General features: G+C 37.6%; 25 protein-coding genes. 5 read left to right on the forward strand and 20 right to left on the reverse strand.

Annotated features, from left to right (window positions below):
- Positions 1 to 24: 24 nt before the first annotated feature.
- Positions 25 to 159, forward strand: a complete 135-nt coding sequence (locus AC4BHA_RS07665) for a YqzM family protein (protein ID WP_066105296.1) — start codon at positions 25 to 27, stop codon at positions 157 to 159.
- 48 nt (positions 160 to 207) lie between these two features.
- Here the strand turns inward: AC4BHA_RS07665 and AC4BHA_RS07670 are convergent, their stop codons facing one another.
- The 3 genes from AC4BHA_RS07670 to AC4BHA_RS07680 all read right to left on the reverse strand — a co-directional run bounded on the left by AC4BHA_RS07670 (position 208) and on the right by AC4BHA_RS07680 (position 3,808).
- A complete protein-coding gene (locus AC4BHA_RS07670) occupies positions 208 to 2,541 on the reverse strand; it encodes a DNA internalization-related competence protein ComEC/Rec2 (RefSeq protein WP_139892598.1) in 2,334 nt (777 codons plus the stop codon).
- Positions 2,510 to 3,079: a ComE operon protein 2 gene (locus AC4BHA_RS07675; RefSeq protein ID WP_066105301.1), complete on the reverse strand. Its 570-nt coding sequence runs from the start codon at positions 3,077 to 3,079 to the stop codon at positions 2,510 to 2,512. The genes AC4BHA_RS07670 and AC4BHA_RS07675 overlap by 32 nt, the downstream gene beginning before the upstream one ends.
- Before the next feature lie 72 nt (positions 3,080 to 3,151).
- Positions 3,152 to 3,808 carry a helix-hairpin-helix domain-containing protein gene (locus AC4BHA_RS07680; protein WP_077248068.1) on the reverse strand — a complete coding sequence of 219 codons (657 nt, stop codon included), beginning with the start codon at positions 3,806 to 3,808 and terminating at the stop codon, positions 3,152 to 3,154.
- Between the two features lie 98 nt (positions 3,809 to 3,906).
- On the opposite strand from AC4BHA_RS07680, the gene comER reads away from it, so the two are divergent.
- Positions 3,907 to 4,737, forward strand: a complete 831-nt coding sequence (gene comER, locus AC4BHA_RS07685) for a late competence protein ComER (RefSeq protein ID WP_490558392.1) — start codon at positions 3,907 to 3,909, stop codon at positions 4,735 to 4,737.
- Positions 4,738 to 4,844: 107 nt separating this feature from the next.
- Here comER and AC4BHA_RS07690 read toward each other — a convergent pair whose 3' ends face one another.
- Genes AC4BHA_RS07690 through AC4BHA_RS07725 form a run of 8 tightly spaced genes read right to left on the reverse strand, consistent with a single transcriptional unit; the run spans position 4,845 to position 9,909 of the window.
- Positions 4,845 to 5,597, reverse strand: a complete 753-nt coding sequence (locus AC4BHA_RS07690; RefSeq protein ID WP_490558393.1) for a class I SAM-dependent DNA methyltransferase — start codon at positions 5,595 to 5,597, stop codon at positions 4,845 to 4,847.
- Positions 5,594 to 5,947, reverse strand: coding sequence for a ribosome silencing factor (rsfS, locus tag AC4BHA_RS07695; protein ID WP_066105311.1), 354 nt, complete (start codon positions 5,945 to 5,947; stop codon positions 5,594 to 5,596). The genes AC4BHA_RS07690 and rsfS overlap by 4 nt, the downstream gene beginning before the upstream one ends.
- Positions 5,948 to 6,520, reverse strand: a complete 573-nt coding sequence (gene yqeK / locus AC4BHA_RS07700; protein ID WP_490558394.1) for a bis(5'-nucleosyl)-tetraphosphatase (symmetrical) YqeK — start codon at positions 6,518 to 6,520, stop codon at positions 5,948 to 5,950.
- Complete coding sequence (locus AC4BHA_RS07705) at positions 6,489 to 7,076, reverse strand: nicotinate-nucleotide adenylyltransferase (RefSeq protein ID WP_490558395.1); 588 nt, start codon at positions 7,074 to 7,076, stop codon at positions 6,489 to 6,491. Before AC4BHA_RS07705 ends, yqeK begins: the two co-directional genes overlap by 32 nt.
- 33 nt (positions 7,077 to 7,109) lie before the next feature.
- Entirely contained in the window at positions 7,110 to 7,403 is a 294-nt protein-coding gene (gene yhbY / locus AC4BHA_RS07710) for a ribosome assembly RNA-binding protein YhbY (RefSeq protein ID WP_066105322.1), read from the reverse strand.
- On the reverse strand, positions 7,404 to 8,234 hold the full coding sequence (gene aroE / locus AC4BHA_RS07715; protein WP_490558396.1) for a shikimate dehydrogenase: 831 nt from the start codon (positions 8,232 to 8,234) through the stop codon (positions 7,404 to 7,406). It abuts the gene before it with no gap.
- An 11-nt stretch (positions 8,235 to 8,245) separates the two neighbouring features.
- Complete coding sequence (gene yqeH, locus AC4BHA_RS07720; RefSeq protein ID WP_375138417.1) at positions 8,246 to 9,367, reverse strand: ribosome biogenesis GTPase YqeH; 1,122 nt, start codon at positions 9,365 to 9,367, stop codon at positions 8,246 to 8,248.
- Positions 9,355 to 9,909, reverse strand: coding sequence for a YqeG family HAD IIIA-type phosphatase (locus tag AC4BHA_RS07725; RefSeq protein WP_175354283.1), 555 nt, complete (start codon positions 9,907 to 9,909; stop codon positions 9,355 to 9,357). The genes yqeH and AC4BHA_RS07725 overlap by 13 nt, the downstream gene beginning before the upstream one ends.
- A gap of 349 nt (positions 9,910 to 10,258) precedes the next feature.
- Between AC4BHA_RS07725 and AC4BHA_RS07730 the strand changes: the two genes are divergently transcribed.
- Positions 10,259 to 10,390 carry a sporulation histidine kinase inhibitor Sda gene (locus AC4BHA_RS07730; RefSeq protein WP_066105330.1) on the forward strand — a complete coding sequence of 44 codons (132 nt, stop codon included), beginning with the start codon at positions 10,259 to 10,261 and terminating at the stop codon, positions 10,388 to 10,390.
- Between the two features lie 63 nt (positions 10,391 to 10,453).
- Here the strand turns inward: AC4BHA_RS07730 and AC4BHA_RS07735 are convergent, their stop codons facing one another.
- The 3 genes from AC4BHA_RS07735 to sigK form a co-directional block, all read right to left on the reverse strand.
- Positions 10,454 to 11,233: a phosphatidylserine decarboxylase gene (locus tag AC4BHA_RS07735; protein WP_066105333.1), complete on the reverse strand. Its 780-nt coding sequence runs from the start codon at positions 11,231 to 11,233 to the stop codon at positions 10,454 to 10,456.
- A 170-nt stretch (positions 11,234 to 11,403) separates the two neighbouring features.
- Positions 11,404 to 13,659 carry an MMPL family transporter gene (locus AC4BHA_RS07740; RefSeq protein ID WP_490558397.1) on the reverse strand — a complete coding sequence of 752 codons (2,256 nt, stop codon included), beginning with the start codon at positions 13,657 to 13,659 and terminating at the stop codon, positions 11,404 to 11,406.
- 82 nt (positions 13,660 to 13,741) lie between these two features.
- Positions 13,742 to 14,458, reverse strand: coding sequence for an RNA polymerase sporulation sigma factor SigK (gene sigK, locus AC4BHA_RS07745; protein ID WP_066105338.1), 717 nt, complete (start codon positions 14,456 to 14,458; stop codon positions 13,742 to 13,744).
- A gap of 170 nt (positions 14,459 to 14,628) precedes the next feature.
- Between sigK and AC4BHA_RS07750 the strand changes: the two genes are divergently transcribed.
- Positions 14,629 to 14,796, forward strand: coding sequence for a hypothetical protein (locus AC4BHA_RS07750; RefSeq protein ID WP_180350008.1), 168 nt, complete (start codon positions 14,629 to 14,631; stop codon positions 14,794 to 14,796).
- 378 nt (positions 14,797 to 15,174) lie between these two features.
- Here the strand turns inward: AC4BHA_RS07750 and AC4BHA_RS07755 are convergent, their stop codons facing one another.
- From AC4BHA_RS07755 to mtnN, 6 genes are all read right to left on the reverse strand, one after another.
- Positions 15,175 to 15,309 (reverse strand): YrzI family small protein, encoded by a 135-nt coding sequence (locus AC4BHA_RS07755; protein WP_077248070.1) that lies wholly within the window; start codon positions 15,307 to 15,309, stop codon positions 15,175 to 15,177.
- A 319-nt stretch (positions 15,310 to 15,628) separates the two neighbouring features.
- Positions 15,629 to 17,311 (reverse strand): amino acid ABC transporter ATP-binding/permease protein, encoded by a 1,683-nt coding sequence (locus AC4BHA_RS07760; RefSeq protein WP_490558398.1) that lies wholly within the window; start codon positions 17,309 to 17,311, stop codon positions 15,629 to 15,631.
- Complete coding sequence (locus AC4BHA_RS07765) at positions 17,308 to 19,032, reverse strand: ABC transporter ATP-binding protein/permease (RefSeq protein WP_490558399.1); 1,725 nt, start codon at positions 19,030 to 19,032, stop codon at positions 17,308 to 17,310. The genes AC4BHA_RS07760 and AC4BHA_RS07765 overlap by 4 nt, the downstream gene beginning before the upstream one ends.
- Positions 19,029 to 19,412, reverse strand: coding sequence for a DUF454 family protein (locus AC4BHA_RS07770; RefSeq protein ID WP_066105347.1), 384 nt, complete (start codon positions 19,410 to 19,412; stop codon positions 19,029 to 19,031). The genes AC4BHA_RS07765 and AC4BHA_RS07770 overlap by 4 nt, the downstream gene beginning before the upstream one ends.
- Before the next feature lie 475 nt (positions 19,413 to 19,887).
- Entirely contained in the window at positions 19,888 to 20,100 is a 213-nt protein-coding gene (locus AC4BHA_RS07775) for a YrhC family protein (RefSeq protein ID WP_077248071.1), read from the reverse strand.
- 191 nt (positions 20,101 to 20,291) lie between these two features.
- Positions 20,292 to 20,987, reverse strand: coding sequence for a 5'-methylthioadenosine/S-adenosylhomocysteine nucleosidase (gene mtnN / locus AC4BHA_RS07780; RefSeq protein WP_140461990.1), 696 nt, complete (start codon positions 20,985 to 20,987; stop codon positions 20,292 to 20,294).
- Positions 20,988 to 21,137: 150 nt separating this feature from the next.
- Here mtnN and AC4BHA_RS07785 point away from each other — a divergent pair, with 150 nt between their 5' ends.
- A complete protein-coding gene (locus AC4BHA_RS07785) occupies positions 21,138 to 21,344 on the forward strand; it encodes a DUF2536 family protein (protein WP_066105356.1) in 207 nt (68 codons plus the stop codon).
- The last annotated feature ends 931 nt before the right edge of the window (positions 21,345 to 22,275 follow it).

Below are 22,275 nucleotides of genomic sequence, written 5' to 3' on the forward strand. Positions count from 1 at the left end.
TAAAAGAGGTCGGGGGGTGGATTAATGAACGAGTTTGAAAAGAATGTACAATCAAAAACAAATGACGTATCAGATTCCATCATGGGATTTGTTGTATCATTTGGTTTTTTCGCTACCATGTTTATTATTGCCATGGTCATCCAATTAATCGGTGCATAGTTCATTTTTTCAAGCGGCCTCATGGCCGTTTTTCATTTCTTACACATACTATGGACTTTGAATAGAAATCGTTCCATCTTTTTTGTTCGTATACGTATATTGAATACTGCCCTGTAAATCTGTTCTGTAAATAATAATATTTTCTTTATCAAGCAAATGAATGACTTCCTCATGCGGGTGGCCAAAACGATTATCTCTTCCCGATGAAATGACAGCTATTTTAGGATCTACCTCTCTTATAAAATCTATTTGGGAAGAGTTTCTGCTGCCATGGTGTCCCACTTTTAAAATATCAGCCCTTAGGTTCATTTTATTTTGCAAAAGCTTGTCTTCTCCGAGTTCACCTAAATCTCCAACAAATAACCAATCTACCTGATTAATACTTGCTTTTATAACAATTGAAGACTCATTCTTTTCCTCCACTTTCTCTACTGGCGATAAAATGGTAAATTTAGCATCTCCCGCAGTCCACCCCATTCCTGCTTGAACCTCTTTAACGGGGATTTTCTGATCAATCGCTTCCTTTATTACTTCCGTCTCTCTAAACTCCTTACGCTGTTCAAATGGTATCAATATCTCACCAATCTTCAATTCCTCAACAATGGCTCTTGCTCCTCCGACATGGTCCTGATCAGCATGCGTAAGGATTAGTTTATCAATGACTTTAATTCCTTTACTTTTTAAAAATGGTAATATAGTATCTTTTCCAGGATCGAACTGGCTATTATGTACTGCCCACTCCTCCTTTCCAAACAGAGTGGCTCCACCTGTATCAATAAGATATGTTCCATTATCACCAGGTAATTGAATGAACGTTGAATCCCCCTGCCCTACATCTATAAAGGTTATCTCTCCATTTCCTGAAAAAAACTGACTGTTATATTGATAAAAGAGCATTAAAATCGTGATTAGACACGTATTAAACAGGTGTTTCGAGCGGATTTCTATTCCATTAAGAATAGAGATAAAACAAACCACAATACATACCATTACCAGTTTGGATGGCTTACCAAATATAAGAGTGGAGGAGGGCAAGGCAGACATAAGCTCTGTAGATTTCTCCAATAAAGAATAAATAAAATTGAGCATCAGCAATCCCGGCTCAACAAGAATTTCAAGGATTATCAGCAAATAAACACCAATGGTTAAAGGAAATAATAAATAAGTAAACAACGGTACATAAAGTAAGTTAGAAATAAAACTAATGAGGGAAATTTCATAAAAATGATAGATGATGATTGGCGTGGAGATGATTTGGCATATTGCCGTCATAATAAAAAGACTGAAAACAGGTGAATGCGGCGATTTTTGAAGGATTTTTGTTGAAAGTATTAACCCATAAGTCAGCAAAAAGGATAACTGAAAACCGATATGGAAAATTTGATACGGATTAATAAGTAGATATCCCATTAGACAAATCGTTATTGTTTTAAAAGCTGTCAACCGCAGTCCGATAAACTGACCAAACATAAATATGGAAGCCATCATGCATGCTCTGACAATCGAAGCAGACAATCCGGTGATGACCGCATAAAAAGGAAGTAAACAAGCTAGCAGCAAAAAGGTTTGCCTCCGAGTAAAGCCGATTCTTAAGAATCCATAAAATAAAATAGCAGCCACTAATGCAACTTGCATCCCTGACAAAGCCAAGATATGGACAATCCCCAGTTTCTTAAATTGGTTATACATATCCTCTGATATACCACTTTGTTCACCAAATATGAGTGCTTTAGTAAAGCTGCCAGCGGTTCCTAAGTATAAATGATCAATCCGCTTAATTTCCCGCTCTCTCATTTGTGCCAGTTTTACAAACAAATTGCGGCTATCTTTGGATATATCTTCTTTATTTTCGATTTCCAAAATCCAATGCGCTCTATTAAACCTTAGATAGGTTCGAAAATCAAATCCATTCTCGACCGTTGCACGAGTTGGTTTTGTCAGATTTCCGTTTACGCGAAAGGACTTTCCCGTTAGAATCGTATTTTTTAAGACATTTGCCTCCTCTTCATTGTTAATCCGGTAAGTAATCCATATTTTCTCGTTATCTGAGAGTTCAGCAAGACCACTAACCCGGTCCCCTTTAATCTGGGGATAGGATGTAAAATGGATTAAAAGCTGAGTTTCAGCCCCGGTCAACTGGCTGGTATTTGAACGATCCCAAAAAAAGCTATGGACACAAAATATTGAAAAGATAATATACAGGAGAATCGATTGCTTAATTGGAAATTTGTTTAGAATGTAACAAAATACGAGGACTATTAGCAGAAGAAAAGTTTTACTTAAGTAAATGGGTGCTGTAATCCCTGAAATAGCAATTACAGCACTATAAAATAAAAATCGGTTGCTCATATCAGTCAAATTGCGGAAATAAACTTGCTGCATCTTTCAGATAGCGTGCAAGATCAGATTCAGAAGCTCCTCTTTCTTTTAGCTCATTAATAAGCTCCATGACAAAATTCATTTTCTTTTCATCATGGAAATCAACCCACTTTTCATCAACAATCACCTGTTTAACACGCACACCTGCCTGTTCAAATAATTCTTCAGCATATGGATGATTCTTATAGGATTCGGCATAATAGATTGTTTTAATTCCTGCTTGAATTAAGGCTTTACAGCATTGCAAGCAAGGGAAATGAGTAACATAAATCTCAGCCCCCTCAGTTGGTACACCAAATTTAGCACATTGCAACAAGGCATTCATTTCAGCATGGATGGTTCGAACGCAATGGTTATCAATAACATAGCATCCTTCGTCCACACAATGCACACCTCCAGCAATTGATCCGTTATACCCGCCGGCAATAATGCGATTATCCCTTACGACTGTCGCTCCAACCATTAACCTTGTACATGTGCTTCTTAATGCAAGTAAGTGGCTTTGCGCCATAAAATACTGATCCCATGAAATACGTTCCATTTCTCTCTCCTCTTTCAATGAACTTTCCTTCACTTTAACAAGAATTGTATCCTTCCTACAACTATTCTTTTCTTACTTAACAGTTATTAATTCCCTGAGCTTTTCAAATGTTTTATCACCTATGCCTGTAACTTCCTTCAAATCTTCAATCGTTTTGAATGATCCAAGTTCTTCCCGTTTTTGTAAAATCGCTGTCGCTTTACTCGGACCGATTCCCGGAAGTTCCTGTAGTTCTTCAGATGTTGCTTTATTCAAATTAATTGTACCATCCCCCTTGGCCGCTGAGACTGTATTCCCTGAACTTTCCCCAGCTGTATGATTAGAAGCCTCTGCTGTCTCACCCTTGATTGGGATATAGATGACCATTTCATCCTCTACTAATTGCGCCATATTCACTTGCTTACTATCAGCCCCATTTTTCAATCCACCTGCTTTTTGAATGACATCCGTTACTCGATCCCCCTTCAAAAATTCATATACACCAGGTTTTTGAACGGCACCCTTCACATCAACCTTATAAGTAGCACTCACCTCAGGTTCTGCCACCAGTTTTTCCGTATCTTCATTCTTTTTTTCTATTGCACTCTCCTCCGTCCAATTTATTTCACTTTGTTCGATTTGCCCATCTTCAGATTGCATATTCCAAAAGAAGAGTGCAGCACAGGCTACGCCTGCACCTGCTAGTAGGATTCCATTTCGCCTGATAAACTGTACGATTTTCTCATTCATTTAATTTACGCTCCTCTTCATATTTGATATTTACTTGCATAAATTTGTTATAAGGAATAGTGGATATCGTGATATTTATCCAATAAGGAGGATTTATAATGATTACCGGCATAATTGGCACAGGTAATATGGGAACCATCTTAATTCAAAGTTTAATTGAGTCTTCGGCCGTTGCAGCAAAGGATGTAATCATCATGAACAGGACTAAACACAAAGCCCAATCCCTGGCTGTTGAATTACCAGGAATCCATACAGCACACACAAGTATTGAACTTGCAAAACAAGCGGATTTAATCTTTTTATGTGTAAAGCCGCATGAAATGTATCCATTAATTGAAATTCTTGAACCTCATCTAAGTTCGGATAATTGCATTGTTTCCATCACAAGTCCAATCTCCATCAAACAATTGGAAGCTGTCGTCCCCTGCTCATGCGCTAGATTTATTCCATCTATTACCAATCGCGCCTTGGCAGGCGCAACACTGCTGACATTTGGTGAATCCTGCAGTCCATATTGGCGGAACCAACTTCAGCAGATGGCAGCAGCAATTTCAAAGCCGCTCGAAATCGACAACAAATATACCAGAGTATCCTCAGATATTGTTAGCTGCGGTCCGGCTTTTTTTAGTTTTATTGCAAGAAACTTTATCGAAGCTGCGGTTGATCATACGGGAATAAGCACTGAAGAAGCCACCCAGCTAACCGAATCAATGCTGATTGGGCTCGGTGAATTATTACGTCAGCAGCATTTTTCATTGCCTGCTTTGCAAGAAAAGGTGTGTGTGAAAGGCGGTATTACAGGTGAAGGTATCAAAGTGCTGGAAAGTGAATTAGGTGAGGTTTTTAGTCATGTTTTTCAGGCTACGCATCGAAAATTTGAAGAGGATTTAAAGGGAATTGAAAATCAGTTTGGGGTTTCATATCATTAATTCTAATCATATTATAAAAGTCCTTTACGAAAACAAAGGTATTTATGAAAACATTGTGTCAATATAACTAAAAAACCAGGAACATCACGTTTCCTGGTTTTTTTACATTATTTCCTTTTACAAACAAAGAAGATTCGATCGGCCTCATCAAGGGAATTTCCTCCGAAGTCACCCATCAGTTCCACAAGCTCAAATCCACTCTCATCAAGCCAAGTTTTATACATATCGATCGGGTATGTACGTTGAAAATGATCTTCATCAAACCGGTTATACGCATCAAGCTCATGATCATAAACATAGAAAGTCAACTCATGTACGACACTGTAAGGAATATCTGTCCCTTTCCACGCATTCCAGATATAGGAAATATCATCTCCATTATCTGCATAGGTTTGATCACTAAAAAAAGTGGACATTTTTTTCACAGAATGAACATCAAAGATAAATAAACCATCCTCTTTCATATGGTTCAAAACACCTTTAAAAGTATCCTTTACATCATTCTCATCACCAAGATAATTTAATGAGTCACAAAAGATGACAACTATATCATATAGATTCAATCCTTCTAAAGCTCGCATGTCCTGGTGATAAAACGGGATGTCATGCTGATTCTCGCTTGCTTTTTGAATTGCCACAGCCAGCATTTCTTCTGATAAATCAACGCCGGTTGGCTGGAAGCCTGCTTCTTTCAAACGAATAGCAAGCTCACCAGTCCCACATCCAATATCAAGAATTGATTTTTCATTTAATTGATATTTTCGGGCAATTTTTTTTAAAAACTCAACCCATTCCTGATAGGGAGCATCTTTCATTAAGTAATCATAAACATAAGCAAAGTTTTGATAACTTACATTCATATATTAAGTTCCTGCAATGATACTTCTGGGGCATCTCCCCATAATCTTTCCAATTTATAGTATGAACGATCATCTTTATGGAAAATATGCGCTACAACATCGCCCATATCAACTAGAACCCAACGCGCTTCATCAAAGCCTTCCATTCGGCGGACTGTCGCTCCGTTTTCTTCGACTTTTTCCTTCATTTCGCGTGCAATTGCTTGTACTTGTTTGTCTGAGTTACCGTGGCAAATAATGAAGTAATCAGAAATCAACGAAATTCCCTTCATATCCAAAACGAGTATCTCTTCTGCTCTTTTGTCATCAGCTGCTTTTGCAGCTACCTCTAATAATTCTTTACCATTCATTTAATTGTTCCTCCCTATCTGCTTTGCAAGATCGTTATAGGCATGGAAGGTATCCGGATAGATTGTTTGATTTTTTTTAATCAAAAATGTGATTGTATTTCCCATTGCCTGAAGCACAGCTTTATCCAGGCTTAGTAAGGACAACGCTCTCACTTCATCTACTCCAGGGAAACTTCTCCCAGGCTCTATATAATCAGCCAAATAAATGATCTTATCAAGCATACTCATTCCGACACAGCCCGAAGTATGGTTTTTGATTGCTGAAAGGATTTCTTCATCACGAAGATTTGCTTCTTTCTTAACTAAAACCGCTCCAACCGGTGCATGCCATAATTCAGTATTATATTCCAATAAATCCTGGGGTAATTGCTCATTCTTAATGATTTGTTCCATCTCATCCAGAGGACGATATTTGGCATAATCATGAAAGATTGCTGCCAATTTAGCTTTTTCTATATCTGCACCGTACCGTTCTGCCAATTCCTGAGCACTTTCCAATACACCCAATGTATGAATATATCGTTTATCAGGTAATTGCTGCCTAACGATTTCCAATGCTTTTTGTTGATCCATATAACTGATTCTCCTCAATATATATCTTTACCGCATCAGGAACCAAATATTTGATTGTCTTTCCATTGCTTATTTTTTCACGAATCCACGAAGAGGAAACAGCGATTTCCGGAATATCCACCAATGTGACAGGATAGGATGTCTCAGTACTGTAACCAGGGCGTTTAACACCTGTAAAGCGGACTAATTCACTCAATTCATCTATTTGTTTCCACTTCGGTAAATATTCAATCATATCAGCACCGATAATGAAATAAATTTCTGAGTTTGTATCCCGTTCTTTCAGGAGTTTAATGGTATCTATCGTATATGATGGCCCATTTCTTTCCCATTCTATTGTATCAATCATAAAACATGGATTACTACCGATTGCTAATGTAAGCATATCCAAGCGCTCTTGATTAGACGTTGAAGTTTTGGTTTTATGCGGGGGCACATTATTAGGCATAAAACGTACCTCATCCAAATCTAATTGCTCCCTAACCTCATTTGCAATAATTAAATGACCGATATGAGGGGGATCGAATGTTCCGCCTAAAATACCAATTTTTTTCATATAGTGTGCCCCCTTCCCTAAATAGGAATTTAATTATGATGGAAGAATAATTTGTTTGTTTTCTCTTGATTCTTTATATAAAACAATCGTATTACCAATGACTTGAACCAATTCCGCACGTGCACCTTTTGAAAGCTGTTCAGCCACCGTATCACGGTCCTCTTCGCAGTTTTGCAAGATGCTGACCTTGATAAGCTCACGAACTTCAAGAGCCTCACCAATTTGTTTAATCATATTTTCATTCACTCCGCCTTTTCCAACCTGGAATATCGGTTGAAGGGAATGTGCCTTCGAACGCAAAAATCTTTTTTGTTTACCTTTTAACATTTATGATCCTCCTAATTGTTGTAAAACTAATTGTTTCATTCTTTCTGTATCCGGCATAACACCTGTCCATAACTCGAAAGCCAGTGCTCCCTGGTTTACAAACATATCCACACCGTTTTGAACCTTATTACCACGGTCTTTTGCCTCTTTTAAAATTTTGGTTTCAAGAGGGTTATAAATAATATCACACACAACCGCATTTTGATTTAGTTCTGTCAGAGAAAGTGGTGATGCATGTACGTCTGCTAACCCAACCGAGGTTGTCTGAATAATAATATCATATTGGCCGAGAGAGCTCTCTGCTTCTTTCAGGCTAATTGCTCTCGAATTTATATTCCCATGATAATCTGCCAGCAACTGTTCTGCTGAAATATAAGTCCGATTGGCGAGATCGATTTTTGCTACACCTGTTTTAGCCAGTGCAAAATAAATTCCTCTTGCCGCACCGCCTGCACCAATAATCAAGACATTTTGACCATCTATACGATCGGTTATAGTCAGCAGTCCTTTAATAAACCCAGGACCATCCGTATTGTACCCATATAACAGTCCATCCTTTATGACAACAGTGTTAACAGCACCAACTTCATTTGCAAATTCGTCTAAGACATCGATATAAGGAATAATGCGACTTTTAAAAGGTACCGTTACATTAAATCCGCCGGCCCCCAAAGCTTTCATTCCCTCGACTGCCTGTTGTAGCTCATTATCCTCAACATAAAACGGCAAATATACTCCATCTACAGAATATTTATCAAATGCGTCATTATGAATAAGCGGAGACATTGAATGCTCAATTGGATTCCCTAATACCCCGAACAGCTTCTTCATTTTACTCTCCTTTAAATCAATGATTTACGGATCGTCACTTGCACTCCTTTAGGAACATGTGCGGAAATCACTGCTCCCGGCTTGTTAATCGTTACCCAGCCCAGGCCAGAAAATACGATGTCTGTCTTCCCTTCTTTTATAGAGAATTGGTGAGCTACTAGCGGTGGAAAATCATCTAATTCAGAAGGATGCGGCGGTACCAATAATTCGCCTACATGTGTTTTGTACAGCTCGTCTGCTTTTTCTAATTTCGTCCGGTGGATATTTAACTCATTGGACAAATAACAAGTAAATGAATTCCGTTCACCCTGAATAAAGTCAAATCGAGCCAAGCCACCGAAAAAGAGAGTTTGGCCAGCATTCAATTGAAAAACTCTTGGTTTAATCTCTTTCTTTGGAGTAATCACTTTTAAATCTTCTTTACCCACAAAGTGAGCCATTTGATGGTGATTAATGATTCCAGGCGTGTCTATTAACGCTCTTTCATCATCCAGTGGAATTTCGATAATATCCAGAGTTGTTCCTGGGAAGTATGAAGTCGTAATCACATTTTCTTCACCACTGCCCTGTTTAATAATACGGTTGATAAAAGTGGATTTACCGACGTTTGTACAGCCCACGACATATACATCACGTCCCTCACGCAATTCCTCTATACGCTCCATTGCTTCTTCAATTCCATGTCCTTTAGCACCGCTGACAAGCATAATATCAACAGGATGTAAGCCAAGTTCAACCGACATGTGCTTCATCCAGGTAATCAGCTTATTAGGCTTGACTGATTTCGGTAATAAATCACTCTTATTACCGATTAAAACAACTGGATTATGGCCGACAAATCGTTGAATTCCCGGCAGCCAGCTTCCATTAAAATCAAAGATATCCACTAATTTGACGATTAAAGCATCCTTACTTCCAATTCCATTCAGAATTTTTAAAAAGTCGTCATCCGTTAGGGATACATCTTGTACCTCATTATAGTGTTTAAGTCGGAAACATCTTTGGCAAATGATTTGTTCTTTTTGAAGTGAGGAAGATGGTGCATATCCTATTTTTTCAGGATGCTCCGTTTGAATAGTCACACCGCATCCCACACAGCTAATTTGTTCTTTTTCCAAGTCTAGTCCTCCCATGTTATCTGTCCTTTTTTACGGAACCATGTTAATATTCTGCGTTCAATTTTACGATTTATTTTAGTTGTCCAGCCATCTGTTTGAGCAACAGGAACGACAAGGATTGTTTGAAACCCGTTACGATTGCCGCCCAACACATCGGTTAAAAGCTGGTCACCGATCACGACTGCTTCTTCTCTTTTAATACCCATAATCTCTACAGCTCTTCTGAATGCAGCTCCCATAGGTTTTTTCGCTCTAAAAATAAAGGGGATTTGAAGTGGATCAGCAAAGGACTTTACACGTAGTTCACTGTTATTGGACACAATTGTCACTTTAATACCATGTTGCTTCATCATTTCAAACCAAGCAATCAGTTCTGGCGTGGCAAGAGGACGATCCCATTCCACAAGGGTATTATCAAGGTCTGTAATAATCCCCTTTATACCATTATCTTTTAATTCCTGAGGTTTGATTTCATAAATACTTTTAACATGCTTGGAAGGTAAAAATGCTTTTATCACTCTATACACCTCTATTAATTCTTTTTCACCGCTATCCATCATAACGGATATTTTAATTTATGTCATAGCCAAATAGCTAAATTTGATGAAAAGTGCAGTCGAAATATAAAACCTTTCGACACATTGCGCCATTATTTAAATCTGTGGATAAGTTTATGCACATCACTAACAGATCATTTACCTTTTTATACGATACGTTTTCCCGATAAAAATTATAGATACACACAATTTACCCACAAGTTATACACCTATCCCTGTGGATAACAGAACGGTTGTTCCATCCTCTTGATTCTGTTAAATTAAGGGTACACCAAGGCAAACTACTAATATATTGTCGTTGCCACCCATTTAGAACAGTAAATTGGAGGTGAAGCCGCAAGGCAAAATAATGCAAAAACTACCAGATGATCTTTTAATTGAATCATATTACAAAGCCAGGCATTTAAACTTAAGCCAAGAATTTATCCGTCTAATTGAAAGAGAAATTGACAGGAGATCCTTATCTTATAAAATATTTTAAGCAGAGCCAAACTCATTTGTATCATGCGCCCTGGTTAAGATCCAGGGCAATTTTTTTGTATTATTATTTTATATACCCTATTGTCTCACCGACATGTACTGGTTGCGGCAAAGCACCTGTTATGTATGGAGTAAAGGTTTCCTTCTCAAATAATAGAACCACGGTTGAACCGAAAGAAAAATACCCGATTTCTTCCCCTTTATGTAGAGTATCCCCCGAATGTGTTCTCTCTATTGAATTAACAAACATGGCACCAACCTTTACAACAGATAGAAATCCTCCGGCATGCTGGATTTCTGTGATTTCACGGTAATTTTTTGATAGAGGGTATTTACCTAATGTCATCCCCCACTTGTTGACTGGATATGACTTTCGTCCAAGAGTACTTTTCCGTGTAACCAATCCCTCAACTGGAGAGTGAATACGATGATAATGGCTTGGACTTAAATATAGTACCATATATCTGCCGCCTAGATATTTTTCTGTATCTTTTGTGTTCCCAAGCATTTCCTCAACTGAATATACCTTCCCTTTCACCTGGAAAGAAGAATCTTCATGGATGGGCCCACTATCCTCCAATACGGCATCTACAGGACTGACAACAGTCCCCTCCTCATGATTAATTTCGCGCGCTCCATTTATTAAAGCCCTTGTAAAAAAGTCATGCAGGGATGTGTATTCCTGAATGGGACGATCCATCTCAGTCAAATTAATTTTGTATTGCTTTGCAAAAGATGGGATTATCCGCCTGCTTGCTTTAGAGTTTGCAAATTTTCTTAAAAGGGAAGAAGTCCATCTGCCATTGGTTAATTCGATTAATAATTGATATACCTTTTCCTTCACTTTCTTCACCTATTTTCTTGTTATATAGCTACTCACATTTAGCTATCTTTCGATTGGATATAAAATTAACAAAAACACCCATGACGATTGAGGGTGTTTGTCTCTACTTAGTTTACTATTCCTTTAAAGGAAGGGAAAGATTTTTCTTACTGATACAGTCAAGTATATCATCATTTCAATTTAAATCGTCTCTTCATACTCGGAAACCACCAATTCCATTTTCCCATCATTTTCAAGAGGATTGGAACAAGGATTAACCTAATAATCGTCGCATCCAATAAAACAGCAATCGCTAAAGTAAAGCCCAGCTGTTTAATTTCTAATACTCGTGTCAGGATAAATGAAATAAAAACAATGATCATAATTAAGGCAGCCTGGGTAATAAAAGGACCTGTAGATTCGATTCCCCTTGCTATTGATTCTTCATTATCGTGGGATGATTCCCATTCTTCTTTAATCCTTCCGACTAAAAATACCTCATAGTCCATAGAAAGTCCGAACAAAATTGCGAAGGTTAATACAGGCAAATAAGACTGTATAAATCCTGGAGAAGTAAATTGAAGATACTCTTCTCCCCATCCAAATTGAAAGACTAAGACTGTCATTCCGCATGCTGCTGTTACACAAATAATATTTAATAGAATTGCTTTTATTGGAATAAAAATGCTCTTAAAAGCAATTACCAAGAAACAATAGGAAATCATTAAAACAACCACAATGACGATGGGTGTTTTTTTTGCTGTTTCTTCATGCAAATCATTCACTTGAGCTGTAAGCCCTCCAATATAAAGGCTCCCTTCATTCACCTGTTTCTCAAACCGCTCATTTAGCTTAGAGACAAAAGTTTTTGCTTCAGTAGAATCTGGGGCATATTTCAACGTAATCATTACAGGGGCTACATTAAAATCGTCATTAATCAAAAAACTGGTATATTCCTTAAGTTCAGGTAGTTTTATTAATTCTGCTACCTCATTGTATGTATCATCATCACCTAAAAGATTGTCAGTCAATTCTGTAATGGATGAAACCATTTGGACCTCATCAAAGGTTTTGAGGATATCTCCAACAGTCGAAATTTCCTTAAGCTCTTCCATACTGAACCGACTACCTGAAGCCTTCTTTACCAGGAGAACCGGTGAGTATAGACCGGACACAAACTTATCCTCTAAAAGCGTATTTCCTCTTCCAGATGGATAATCCTTTAAGGCATCTTGATTAAGCCCTATTCCCAAATGCATCTGCAATAATGGAGCGGTCAATGCTGCTAGAATAAGCAAACTCCCAATTAAATAAGGAAGTGAGTACTTCATGATATGCTTTGTCCATCGATACAGATATTTTCTCTGATTAGTCTTCTTTTTATATGGTATGGAGAAACTGTTCAGACGATGTCCAAGCAAACATAATAATGAAGGTAAAAAGGTAAGTGTCAGCAACAATAATATAAATAAAACAGCAAATGTGCCCACTGTTAAATTAAGAAATAATTTTGCATGAACAAGAGGGAGTCCGATTAATGAAATCATAACCGTCAACCCAGATAAAAATATAGACTTTCCGCTTGTGGCAATGGCTATGGCGATTGCCTGATGAGAATCATTTTGTTGAAGTTCCTCCCTATATCTAATAATCAAAAATAAAGAATAATCAATTCCTATTCCCAGTCCAATCATCGTGACTACACTTGGTACAATAATGTCAAAATCCTGATATCCCGAAAGACTTAAACATGCAAAGGTAAGAACTACCGCCATTCCTCCTAACATAATCGGGATTAAAGCCGCTGTAAGAGAACCAAATGCAAATAAAAGAACCACAAGAACAAAAGGCATGCCCAATTTTTCCGCAAAGGTAAGATCCCGCTTTTCCATATGGGTCAAATCCTTTATTGTCGGAGTGGCCCCTGTCAAATATAGTTCAAGCCCACCCTTCTGCGCATCCAAATATTCACTAAGTACATCAATCGTTTCTAAAACCCGACCTTTATTCCCTTCAATAAAAAGTAACGCGTAACAAGTGTGCAAATCCTTTGAAACTTGATTCTCCCCCTCCAGCAGAGGGTTCTCCATCGGATTTGCAACTACAGTTACCCCTTCTATCTTTTGGATTTCAGCCAGAACATTATCTACCGGTTCGTAAAATTTTTGTTCATTTACTTTCCATTGATTCGAATGAAAAACAAGAAAATTTTGTTCACCCATATCATCTGCAAAGTTATGCTCCATTAATTTTTGAGTTAGTTCTGATTGTGAACCTTTTACATTTAATTGCGGTGGTGAAAGATGGTTAAAAAAAGATGGTATTAGCATTATTCCGCCAAGAAACAGTAATCCCCAAACTAGCAGGATAACTTTATAATATTGAATGACCTTACAGCCAAAACGGTAAAAATAAGAAGAATTATGTTGGGGTTTAGATTCGTGCATATTGACACCTCAATTTTTTGAGCGTGACAATATTATTTCCTTTTAACGAAAAAAACGGACAAGTATCTTTTGCCCGTTTTGACTATTTTTTCTTCCTTTTTTCTTTCTCTGCTCGATAAAATTCATGGAACATTTTCATTAATGCTCTCTTTTCAATTCTTGAAACATAGCTGCGAGATATACCCAGTTCTTTCGCTATCTCTCTTTGTGTCTTTTCCTTTTTTAGATCTAGGCCAAACCTGCCAACAATAACCTCCTTTTCACGGTCCTCAAGCACATCAATATACTTCTTCACTTTTTCAAGTTCCATATTAAGCTGAATTGTGTCAATTACATCCTCAGACTCAGACTTCAATATATCAAGCAATGAAATTTCATTTCCCTCTTTATCCTGGCCAATCGGGTCATGCAACGAAACATCTTTTTTTGTTTTTTTTATCACTCTTAGATGCATCAAAATTTCATTTTCTATACAGCGGGCCGCGTATGTAGCAAGTTTCGTGCCTTTACCTGAGGAATAAGATTCGATTCCCTTGATTAAGCCAATCGTTCCGATTGAAATGAGATCCTCAGTATCTTCCCCAGTATTTTCAAACTTCTTTACAATGTGAGCTACAAGCCTTAGGTTATGTTCAATTAATAAATTCCTTGCTTCCGCATCTCCTTCCGCCATTCTTTCAATACATTCCCTTTCTTCCTTTGCTGATAATGGTTGAGGAAATGCATTGTTTTTAACATAGGAGACGAGAAAAACCAATTCTTTAATAAAATAGCCAAACGTTGCTAAAACTCCTGCCAATTAAATCAGCTCCTCACTGTTTCCAACCAGTTAGACTATTAGATATGTATGACAGCAGCCTCTATCCCTTGCCTGTCCTTCTGAAAATAAGATATTTGATTTATGCCCAACCATATAAGCAATCATCCCATATTATAATAATAATCTACGGTATATAAGGAGGTGCACCTATGTATCCTTATCATTTTGGAGGACCCAGTTGCGGTTGGGGCTATCCTCCTCCACCATGCCGAAATGGGTATGGCGCCGGATTTGCGATCTTAATTATTCTATTCATTTTATTATTCCTCTTTGGCTTTTGGGGTTTCTGGAGCGGGGGATACCTTGGTCCTAAATAAAGAAAAAAACTTATGCTCTGCATAAGTTTTTTTCTTCTTTTTATAATTCTATAGTTGTGATATCAGCTACAATGACAAATGTGATTGTAACGGCAGTAGCAACCCCCATTACGAATAATAACATGGTAACCAACCCCTTATTCTTCCCATTTACCTAAATTTAACATAATAAAGGGGTGTCCCAAGCGACGGGATGTGAAGAATAATTGACTAATTCTTTACAGGAATGTGAACAGTTCGTTATGCACTATCCTTATTAATCCAGAAAAATTTTGATGTCTTTACTATCATATTGCTAGTCATATCTATCGCCTTCCTTCCGATTGAGCAAATTTTTTTGGACCGGTCAACCTTCGCATACTCGAGTATGGAATATAATTAATAGAATTTATTAATTATAGTTGTTTTTCGATCAAGTATTTCATTTTCCGCCTGACGTATTGAAACGTATTCAGACCTGCCCAATTTATTTGACTTGATTGTAACCGTGAACAGAATCATATTAAAGGTCATGCAATTACCTCCTTAAGCTTCAAATCATCGGTGTTTTTAGCACACTTTATCAATATATTCATCACACCACCAATATAGAACTAAAATTGTATAAAAATCCTATAGTTTAATTTACTATTTTTCACCAAAATATAGACCATTACAGACCTTTAGAAAACCAGAATGGGTAAGTATCTACATATCATAAATTTTAAACAAAGCAAAAAGCCGCAGAAAATTATTCTGCAGCTCTAATGCCAGGCTTATATCATGTTTTGTCCAAGTTGTTCATGAACCGACAAGTGTTTAAGTGTGTCTTGATATCATCCCACTGCCTATATTACACATTCTTACAATGCTGGCATTCCATTTCGTTTATTTGTCCATTGCTCACTTCAAAAATACGGTCTGCCATAGCCAGTACCTCCGGATGATGGCTGATGAGAATAACAAGTTTATCTCCCGCATGGGCTTTAATGGCCTGAAGAATGGAGGATTCATTCAACGCATCAAGATTGGTCGTAGGTTCATCCAGGATGAAAACCGAGGCATCATCCAGGAATAATCTGGCCAACGCTAATCGTTGGAGCTGTCCACTTGAAAGATTTTCACCAAATTCCTGAAGATGTGTATCCAATCCTTCTGGAAGACTTTTTATAAATTGATACAATCCTGCTTTCTCACAAGCATCCCAAATTTCTTCATCCTTATATTTTTTATACATCGTCAGATTCCGGCGCAATGTATCCGAAAATACAATTGTATGAGCATCAACCATACTGAAATGATTCCGGTAAGAATCGGCATCATACTCCTCGGCTGGCACTCCATTTAATAGTATGGTACCTTTCGTAACTGGAATATCCCGCAGCAGTAATGAAATCAATGTTGATTTTCCCGTACCATTATCTCCCCTGATGCCAATAATTTCTCCTATTCTCCATTCAAAATTAACGTTTTTATATAAATGTTTGCCTTTTTCATACTCAAATTGAACATCTTTATATTTAATATTACCAATATGGACGAGTTCACGACTGCCTCCCTCATTTACCTCAGGAGTAATATTCATGATTCCTAAGACACGTTTAGCACTGGAAAATGTATGAACAAGGCTCGAGCTAAGCTGCGATAAAGCTAGTGCAGGACCAAAGGAAGAATAAAGCAGCAGCATAGCTAAAAGCCCTGTACCTGCATCCACTTTACCAATTCCGTATAAATAAATAGATATACCAATTTGTATAAACACTGAAAGGTATAATGCCCCATCCGTCAATGCCTTGAGTAGACCTTCATGTTTCTTAAGGGACAAAGTAGAATTATTTAATTCCTCACTATATTCGTCAATTTGATTAATTGTCTGTTGCTCCTGTCCAAAAATGTACAGTTCCTTCAACCCTTTTAATCGATCAAGGATATATTGACTTTGCATGCCAAATTGAACACGATAAGCTTCTCCTGCTTCTTGTCCGCTTCTGTACACACTTTTCGGAACAACATAGCTTATTAACAAATATGAGAACAACGCTGCAACAGCATAAAATGGATGAAAAGACCAAAAAATCGCCAGATAAACAATTCCTGTGATAAAGCTAATACAAACAGGAGCTACTGTGTGCGCATAAAACACTTCAAGCATTTCTACATCCTTAGTAATAACATTCATAAGCTCCCCTTTTTGAAAGCTCATTAATTGCCTATTCCCAAGCTTTCCAAGGGATCTAAAGATATGAAACCGGATAGTAGCCAGAAGCCTAAATGCAATGTAATGGGTCATATATTGCTCGCACAGACGAAAAACAGCACGCATTATACCTGCTGTAATAATCATAATCAGCAACAGTCTTCCATTTCCAAAGTCCTTAAGGCCCATTACATCCAAGAAAGCCATCCCTCCTATAAGACTTATGGCTGAAACCGCCAAATAACCTAATGTACCAAGAAGGATTGTCAGCATCATATGTGGAATAAGCGGCTTTAATATTTTCATTAATTGAATCAAATTCTTTCCGCTGCTAATCATACTGCACACCTTCCGATTGATTGTTGTTCTTCAAATAGCTCTGCATAAATGTTCCCATTGTTCATAAGTGTTTGATGATTGCCTTGTTCAGCTATTTTTCCATTGGAGAATACATAGATTTGATTTGCATCTACTAAACGCTGCAAGTGATGGGTAATCATGATAACCATTTTTCCCTGACGGCTGATTCTTTGAATAATATCAAGAATATCATCTTCACTACTACGGTCGATATTGGCAGTAGCTTCATCAAAAATAAACACTTTAGGATTCTTTAACAGCACTCGGGCAATTGCTAATTTTTGGCGCTGTCCGCTTGAAAGATTCGTCCCTCCGCTTTGAATTTTATAATGAAGGTTAGCAGCAAATTGATCTAGCTTCACAAACCTAATAATCTCTTCTGCCTCTTCTACCTCCAAAGTTGGTTTAGCCATCATTAAATTAGAAAAAATCGTACCTTCAAAAATATAGGAACGGTTACTGACACAGCCAATCAATCGATGCACCTGATCAATAGGCAGTTCCGCTAAAGATGTCCCACCGATTTCAATTGTTCCATTTTCCGGTTCAATGAAACGTTGCAGAATATGTGTAATAGTCGTTTTTCCTGCACCAGAAGCACCTGCAATTCCCGTCACCTCGCTTTGCTTGATGACAAGATTGCAATCCTGCAAAGCCGGTTTTTCAGCATATGGATAAGTATAGGTTATATTTTTAATGCATAAATCTCCTGTGATATCCTTATGAACAGCTGGTTCTTCTTTTTGCGAGTCAATTTTTAAAATGGAGGATAATAAATTCAAGGCACTCGTACCATTCATACCTACATGAAAATAGGATCCCAACAGTCGAAATGGTACAAAAAATTCAATCGCCAGCAGAGAAAAACAGATAAAGCCAGTTAAACTTAAGTTTCCATTTTTATAGGCAATCACTGAGCAGACCATTCCCAAAGCTGCTCCTAAATAGGCGATTAAATCCATAATGGTGATAGATTGCAATTGCATCCTAAGCACCTTCATCGTCATATAGCGGAATTCCTCTGCTTCCTTATTCATAATCTCTCCGTATGCCTTTTCTCCGTTATAAATTTTTAAGGTGCGCAGTCCCTCTACACCTTCAACGAACTTTTTACCAACATCCAAGTATTTATTCCAATATGTTTTAAAAATTCTCTTTCCAATTTTTACGCCGGCCACAATGGCAACCGGAATTAAAAAACCACTGATTAACAACATAAGCGCAATTTTCCAATTCAATTTTGCCATTACCACAAATAGCAGGACAGGAGTCAACAGGCTATAAAAAAATTGCGGCAGATAACGACTGTAATAAACATCAATATTCTCGATACCTTCTACCGCGAGCTGGCTAATTTTACTAATTTCCAGTTTGGTAATCTCTTGAGGGGTCAGTGAAAGAAGCTTTTCAAACAGTTCTCTCCGCACCTTATGCTTTAGCTCAAATGATGTATAATGTGTGAGCTTTGTCGAGTAATAATGACAGCCGAACTTTATAGCTATAATCAATCCAATATATAAAATGTAGTACATATCCATAACGATATTATGAACATAGAACAAGGCAGAAAATAATTCCGCAATCTCAAATACAATCACTATATTTATAACAACATTCAATAATTGCAATAATGTAACTTGAACCAAAACAGGGATGATTCCATACTTTTTTGCATAAATCATCATTTCTTTTTGAATCATATTTGTTGCACTTCCTCTTGATTATTAATCGTAGGAATTTTTATAAAAACAATCAATTTAACAACTGCCAACACGCATAGAACAATGCGAACGTGCAAATGATTGACCATTAAACCGCTGATTAGAAGTAATAAATACACGGTTAGTAAAATCGTTAATTTTCTTCTTAAAGTAAGACCACCATCCCTTTGGTAGCTCACTACATATTTTTCGTAAAATGACTGTTTCTTCAGCCAGTTTTCACATTTAACTGAATTACCAGCGAATAAAATTGCTGTCAGTAATAGTAAAGGTGTCGTTGGTAAAATAGGAACTGCGATTCCAATTAAACCAAACAATAGAGATATCCATCCCAATCCCAGTAAAATTAGTTTTTTCATCTGTCTTCCCCCACTAAATATGTATCAATACAAGCCATACTATAGAGCCTAACCCTCCAACTATATGAACGGCCGTACAATTTTTTTGTTTCTTTAAAAAAGGAATTATTGCTGTCAGAGCAATGATAAGCATATAAATGATATAACCAAATAAATTAGAACTCATTTGAAATAAATATATAAATATACTTATCAAGGCTATACAACCACTCCATCTATGAGTAAGTTTTATCGGTCTATTCTTTTTAAACAGGTGTAAAACCCCAAAGAATAAGCAAATAAAAAAAGAAAGTTTATGTAATGTCAACAATATCATTAGAAACCACCCGTACATTATTATTTTGATATATTAATATTATTGATAATGATTATCAATGTCAATGATAAATTTATCAAGTACCTGTAAAGATTCTTGATTAAAAGATTATAAAAAAAAGCCAACTCATTAAATGAGTTGACCTGTATTTTATAGAATCTATTCTTCGTCTTGTATTAACTTCCCGTATTTCTTGGATAAAGCAAAAAACAATGCGGATAACGCCAATACTCCGGCAGTAGCAAAAGTTAAGTATTCCTTTACTACTTCACTCATACCTTCCTTTGGCAATATGGATCCTAAAAAAAGAAATACAGCAAACATAAGGAGAGTTGTACCAAAACGTTTATAATCTATCATTTTCTCTTTCAAGGAAACTACCACCTTTCAAATAAACTAGTAATACAGTAACACGATATTCCTCCCTATGCTAATGTAAATAGTGGCAGGCGAACCACTAAAATAGATGGACAAAATGGTAGTAATATTTATGAACAATCTTATTATTTTTTAAAGAAAACAAAAAAAGTTCTGTCTCAGTATTTCGACAGAACTTCAAAATTTTATTTTAATTCTTTTACAATTCCCATTGCCAGTTGAGCTGAATGCAACGCAGCCTTTTCCAGGAATTGATCAAATGATAAATCTGACTCTTTGCCAGCAATATCACTTAATGCGCGCGTAACTACAAATGGAACACTAAACTGATAAGCCACCTGAGCAATAGCGGCTGCTTCCATTTCAACTGCCTGAAGCTGTGGAAACTTCTCTCTTACAAATCGAACACGTTCAGGATCAGACATAAATACGTCACCGGTTGCGATTAACCCTTTTCCAACTCCAACCCCGTCTATACCTGCAGCCACTTTCTCTGCAAGTGATACAAGCTTTTCATCAGCAATAAATGCTGCAGGTAATTGTGGAACCTGTCCGTATTCATAATCAAACGCCGTAACATCCACATCATGGTGACGTACCTCAGTTGAAATGACCATATCTCCTACATTTAATTCTGGGTTATAGCCACCTGCTGAGCCAGTGTTGATGATAAAATCAGGCTTGAACTTTTCAAGAAGGACAGTTGTTCCCATGGCAGCATTCACTTTGCCAATACCGGATTTTAACAAAATAACATCCACACCAAACATCTGTCCAGTTGTATATTCTGTATTAGCAATGACAACAGACTCGGCACTTTCTATATTCTCACGCAAATAAGCAACTTCTTCTTCCATTGCGCCAATAATAGCAATTTTCATCAGTATAACTCCTTTATTACAAAAATTAAAATGACATGTACCATTTTACCATAAATCATCTGCATAAACAGACCACTAATCCTTTATTGGAACTAGAGTATTCCAGGCATTTTTGGTAGACTTAGTTTGAAAATGAAGGAGGCAAAAAAAGTGGAATTTAAATTAGAACTAATTGAAGACAAAGTTGAATTTTTCGAGGCATCCTCAATTCAAAACCTTGAAAAACAAATCCAACAAAAAATAGATCAAAACAAAGCAATCATGCTATCCGTACACCACATATCCCACCAAATCCACACCACCCCCGAAGGCAAACCCATATACACAGCCGTAGTACACTATAAACTAAAAAGCTGAAGGGCCTTGTTCAGGAGTGAGGAGCATAAGACATAGGCTCGAAGGGGATGTTTCTCCCCCGTAGAGGCTATGCTTATGTCCCGAACTCCTAGGCCCTGAAGCTGGATTAACTAAAAAGCTGAGACGACTGTTCAGACCCGAAAAGCATAAGACGAATACTCGGAGGGAGACGTTTTTCCCTCCCGCAGAGTATTTGCTTATGGCTCGAGGGACTAGGAGTCGAAGCTGGATTAACTAAAAAGCTGAGACGACTGTTCAGGCCCGAAAAGCATAAGACGAATACTCAGAGGGAGACGTTCTTCCCTCCCGCAGAGTATTTGCTTATGACTCGAGGGACTAGGAGTCGAAGCTGGATTGAATAAAAAGCTGAAACGGCTCATGTTAAGGAACGAAGACTAAAGGCGCCACGTCCTGTGGCAACGTCTTCATGACCAACATCCTGTTGGCCCGCATAAGACATAGGCTCGAAGGGGATGTTTCTCCCCCATAGAGGCTATGCTTATGTCCCGAACTCCTAGGCCCTGAAGCTGGATTAGATAAAAAGCTGAAGGGCCTTGCTCAGCCGCGACAAGCATAAGAGGAGTTGCGTAGGGAGAACGCTTTTTTCTCCCGCAGCAGCTACACTTATGACTCGAGCGGTTAGGCCCTGAAGCTAGATTAACTAAAAAGCTAAGACGACTGTTCAGGCCCGAAAAGCATAAGACGAATACTCGGAGGGAGACGCTCTTCCCTCCCGCAGAGTATTTGCTTGTGTCTCGAGGGACTAGGAGTCGATGCTGGATTGAATAAAAAGCTGAAGGGCCTTGCCCTAGATTAACTAAAAACCCAAAAACGGGTATATTAAGGAACAAAGACTAAAATCGGCACGTCCTGTGGCAACATCTTTATGACCTACATCTTTTAGGCCTCTGAAGCATAAGAGGAGGCACCG

Source organism: Pradoshia sp. Z3_51, from assembly GCF_058215915.1.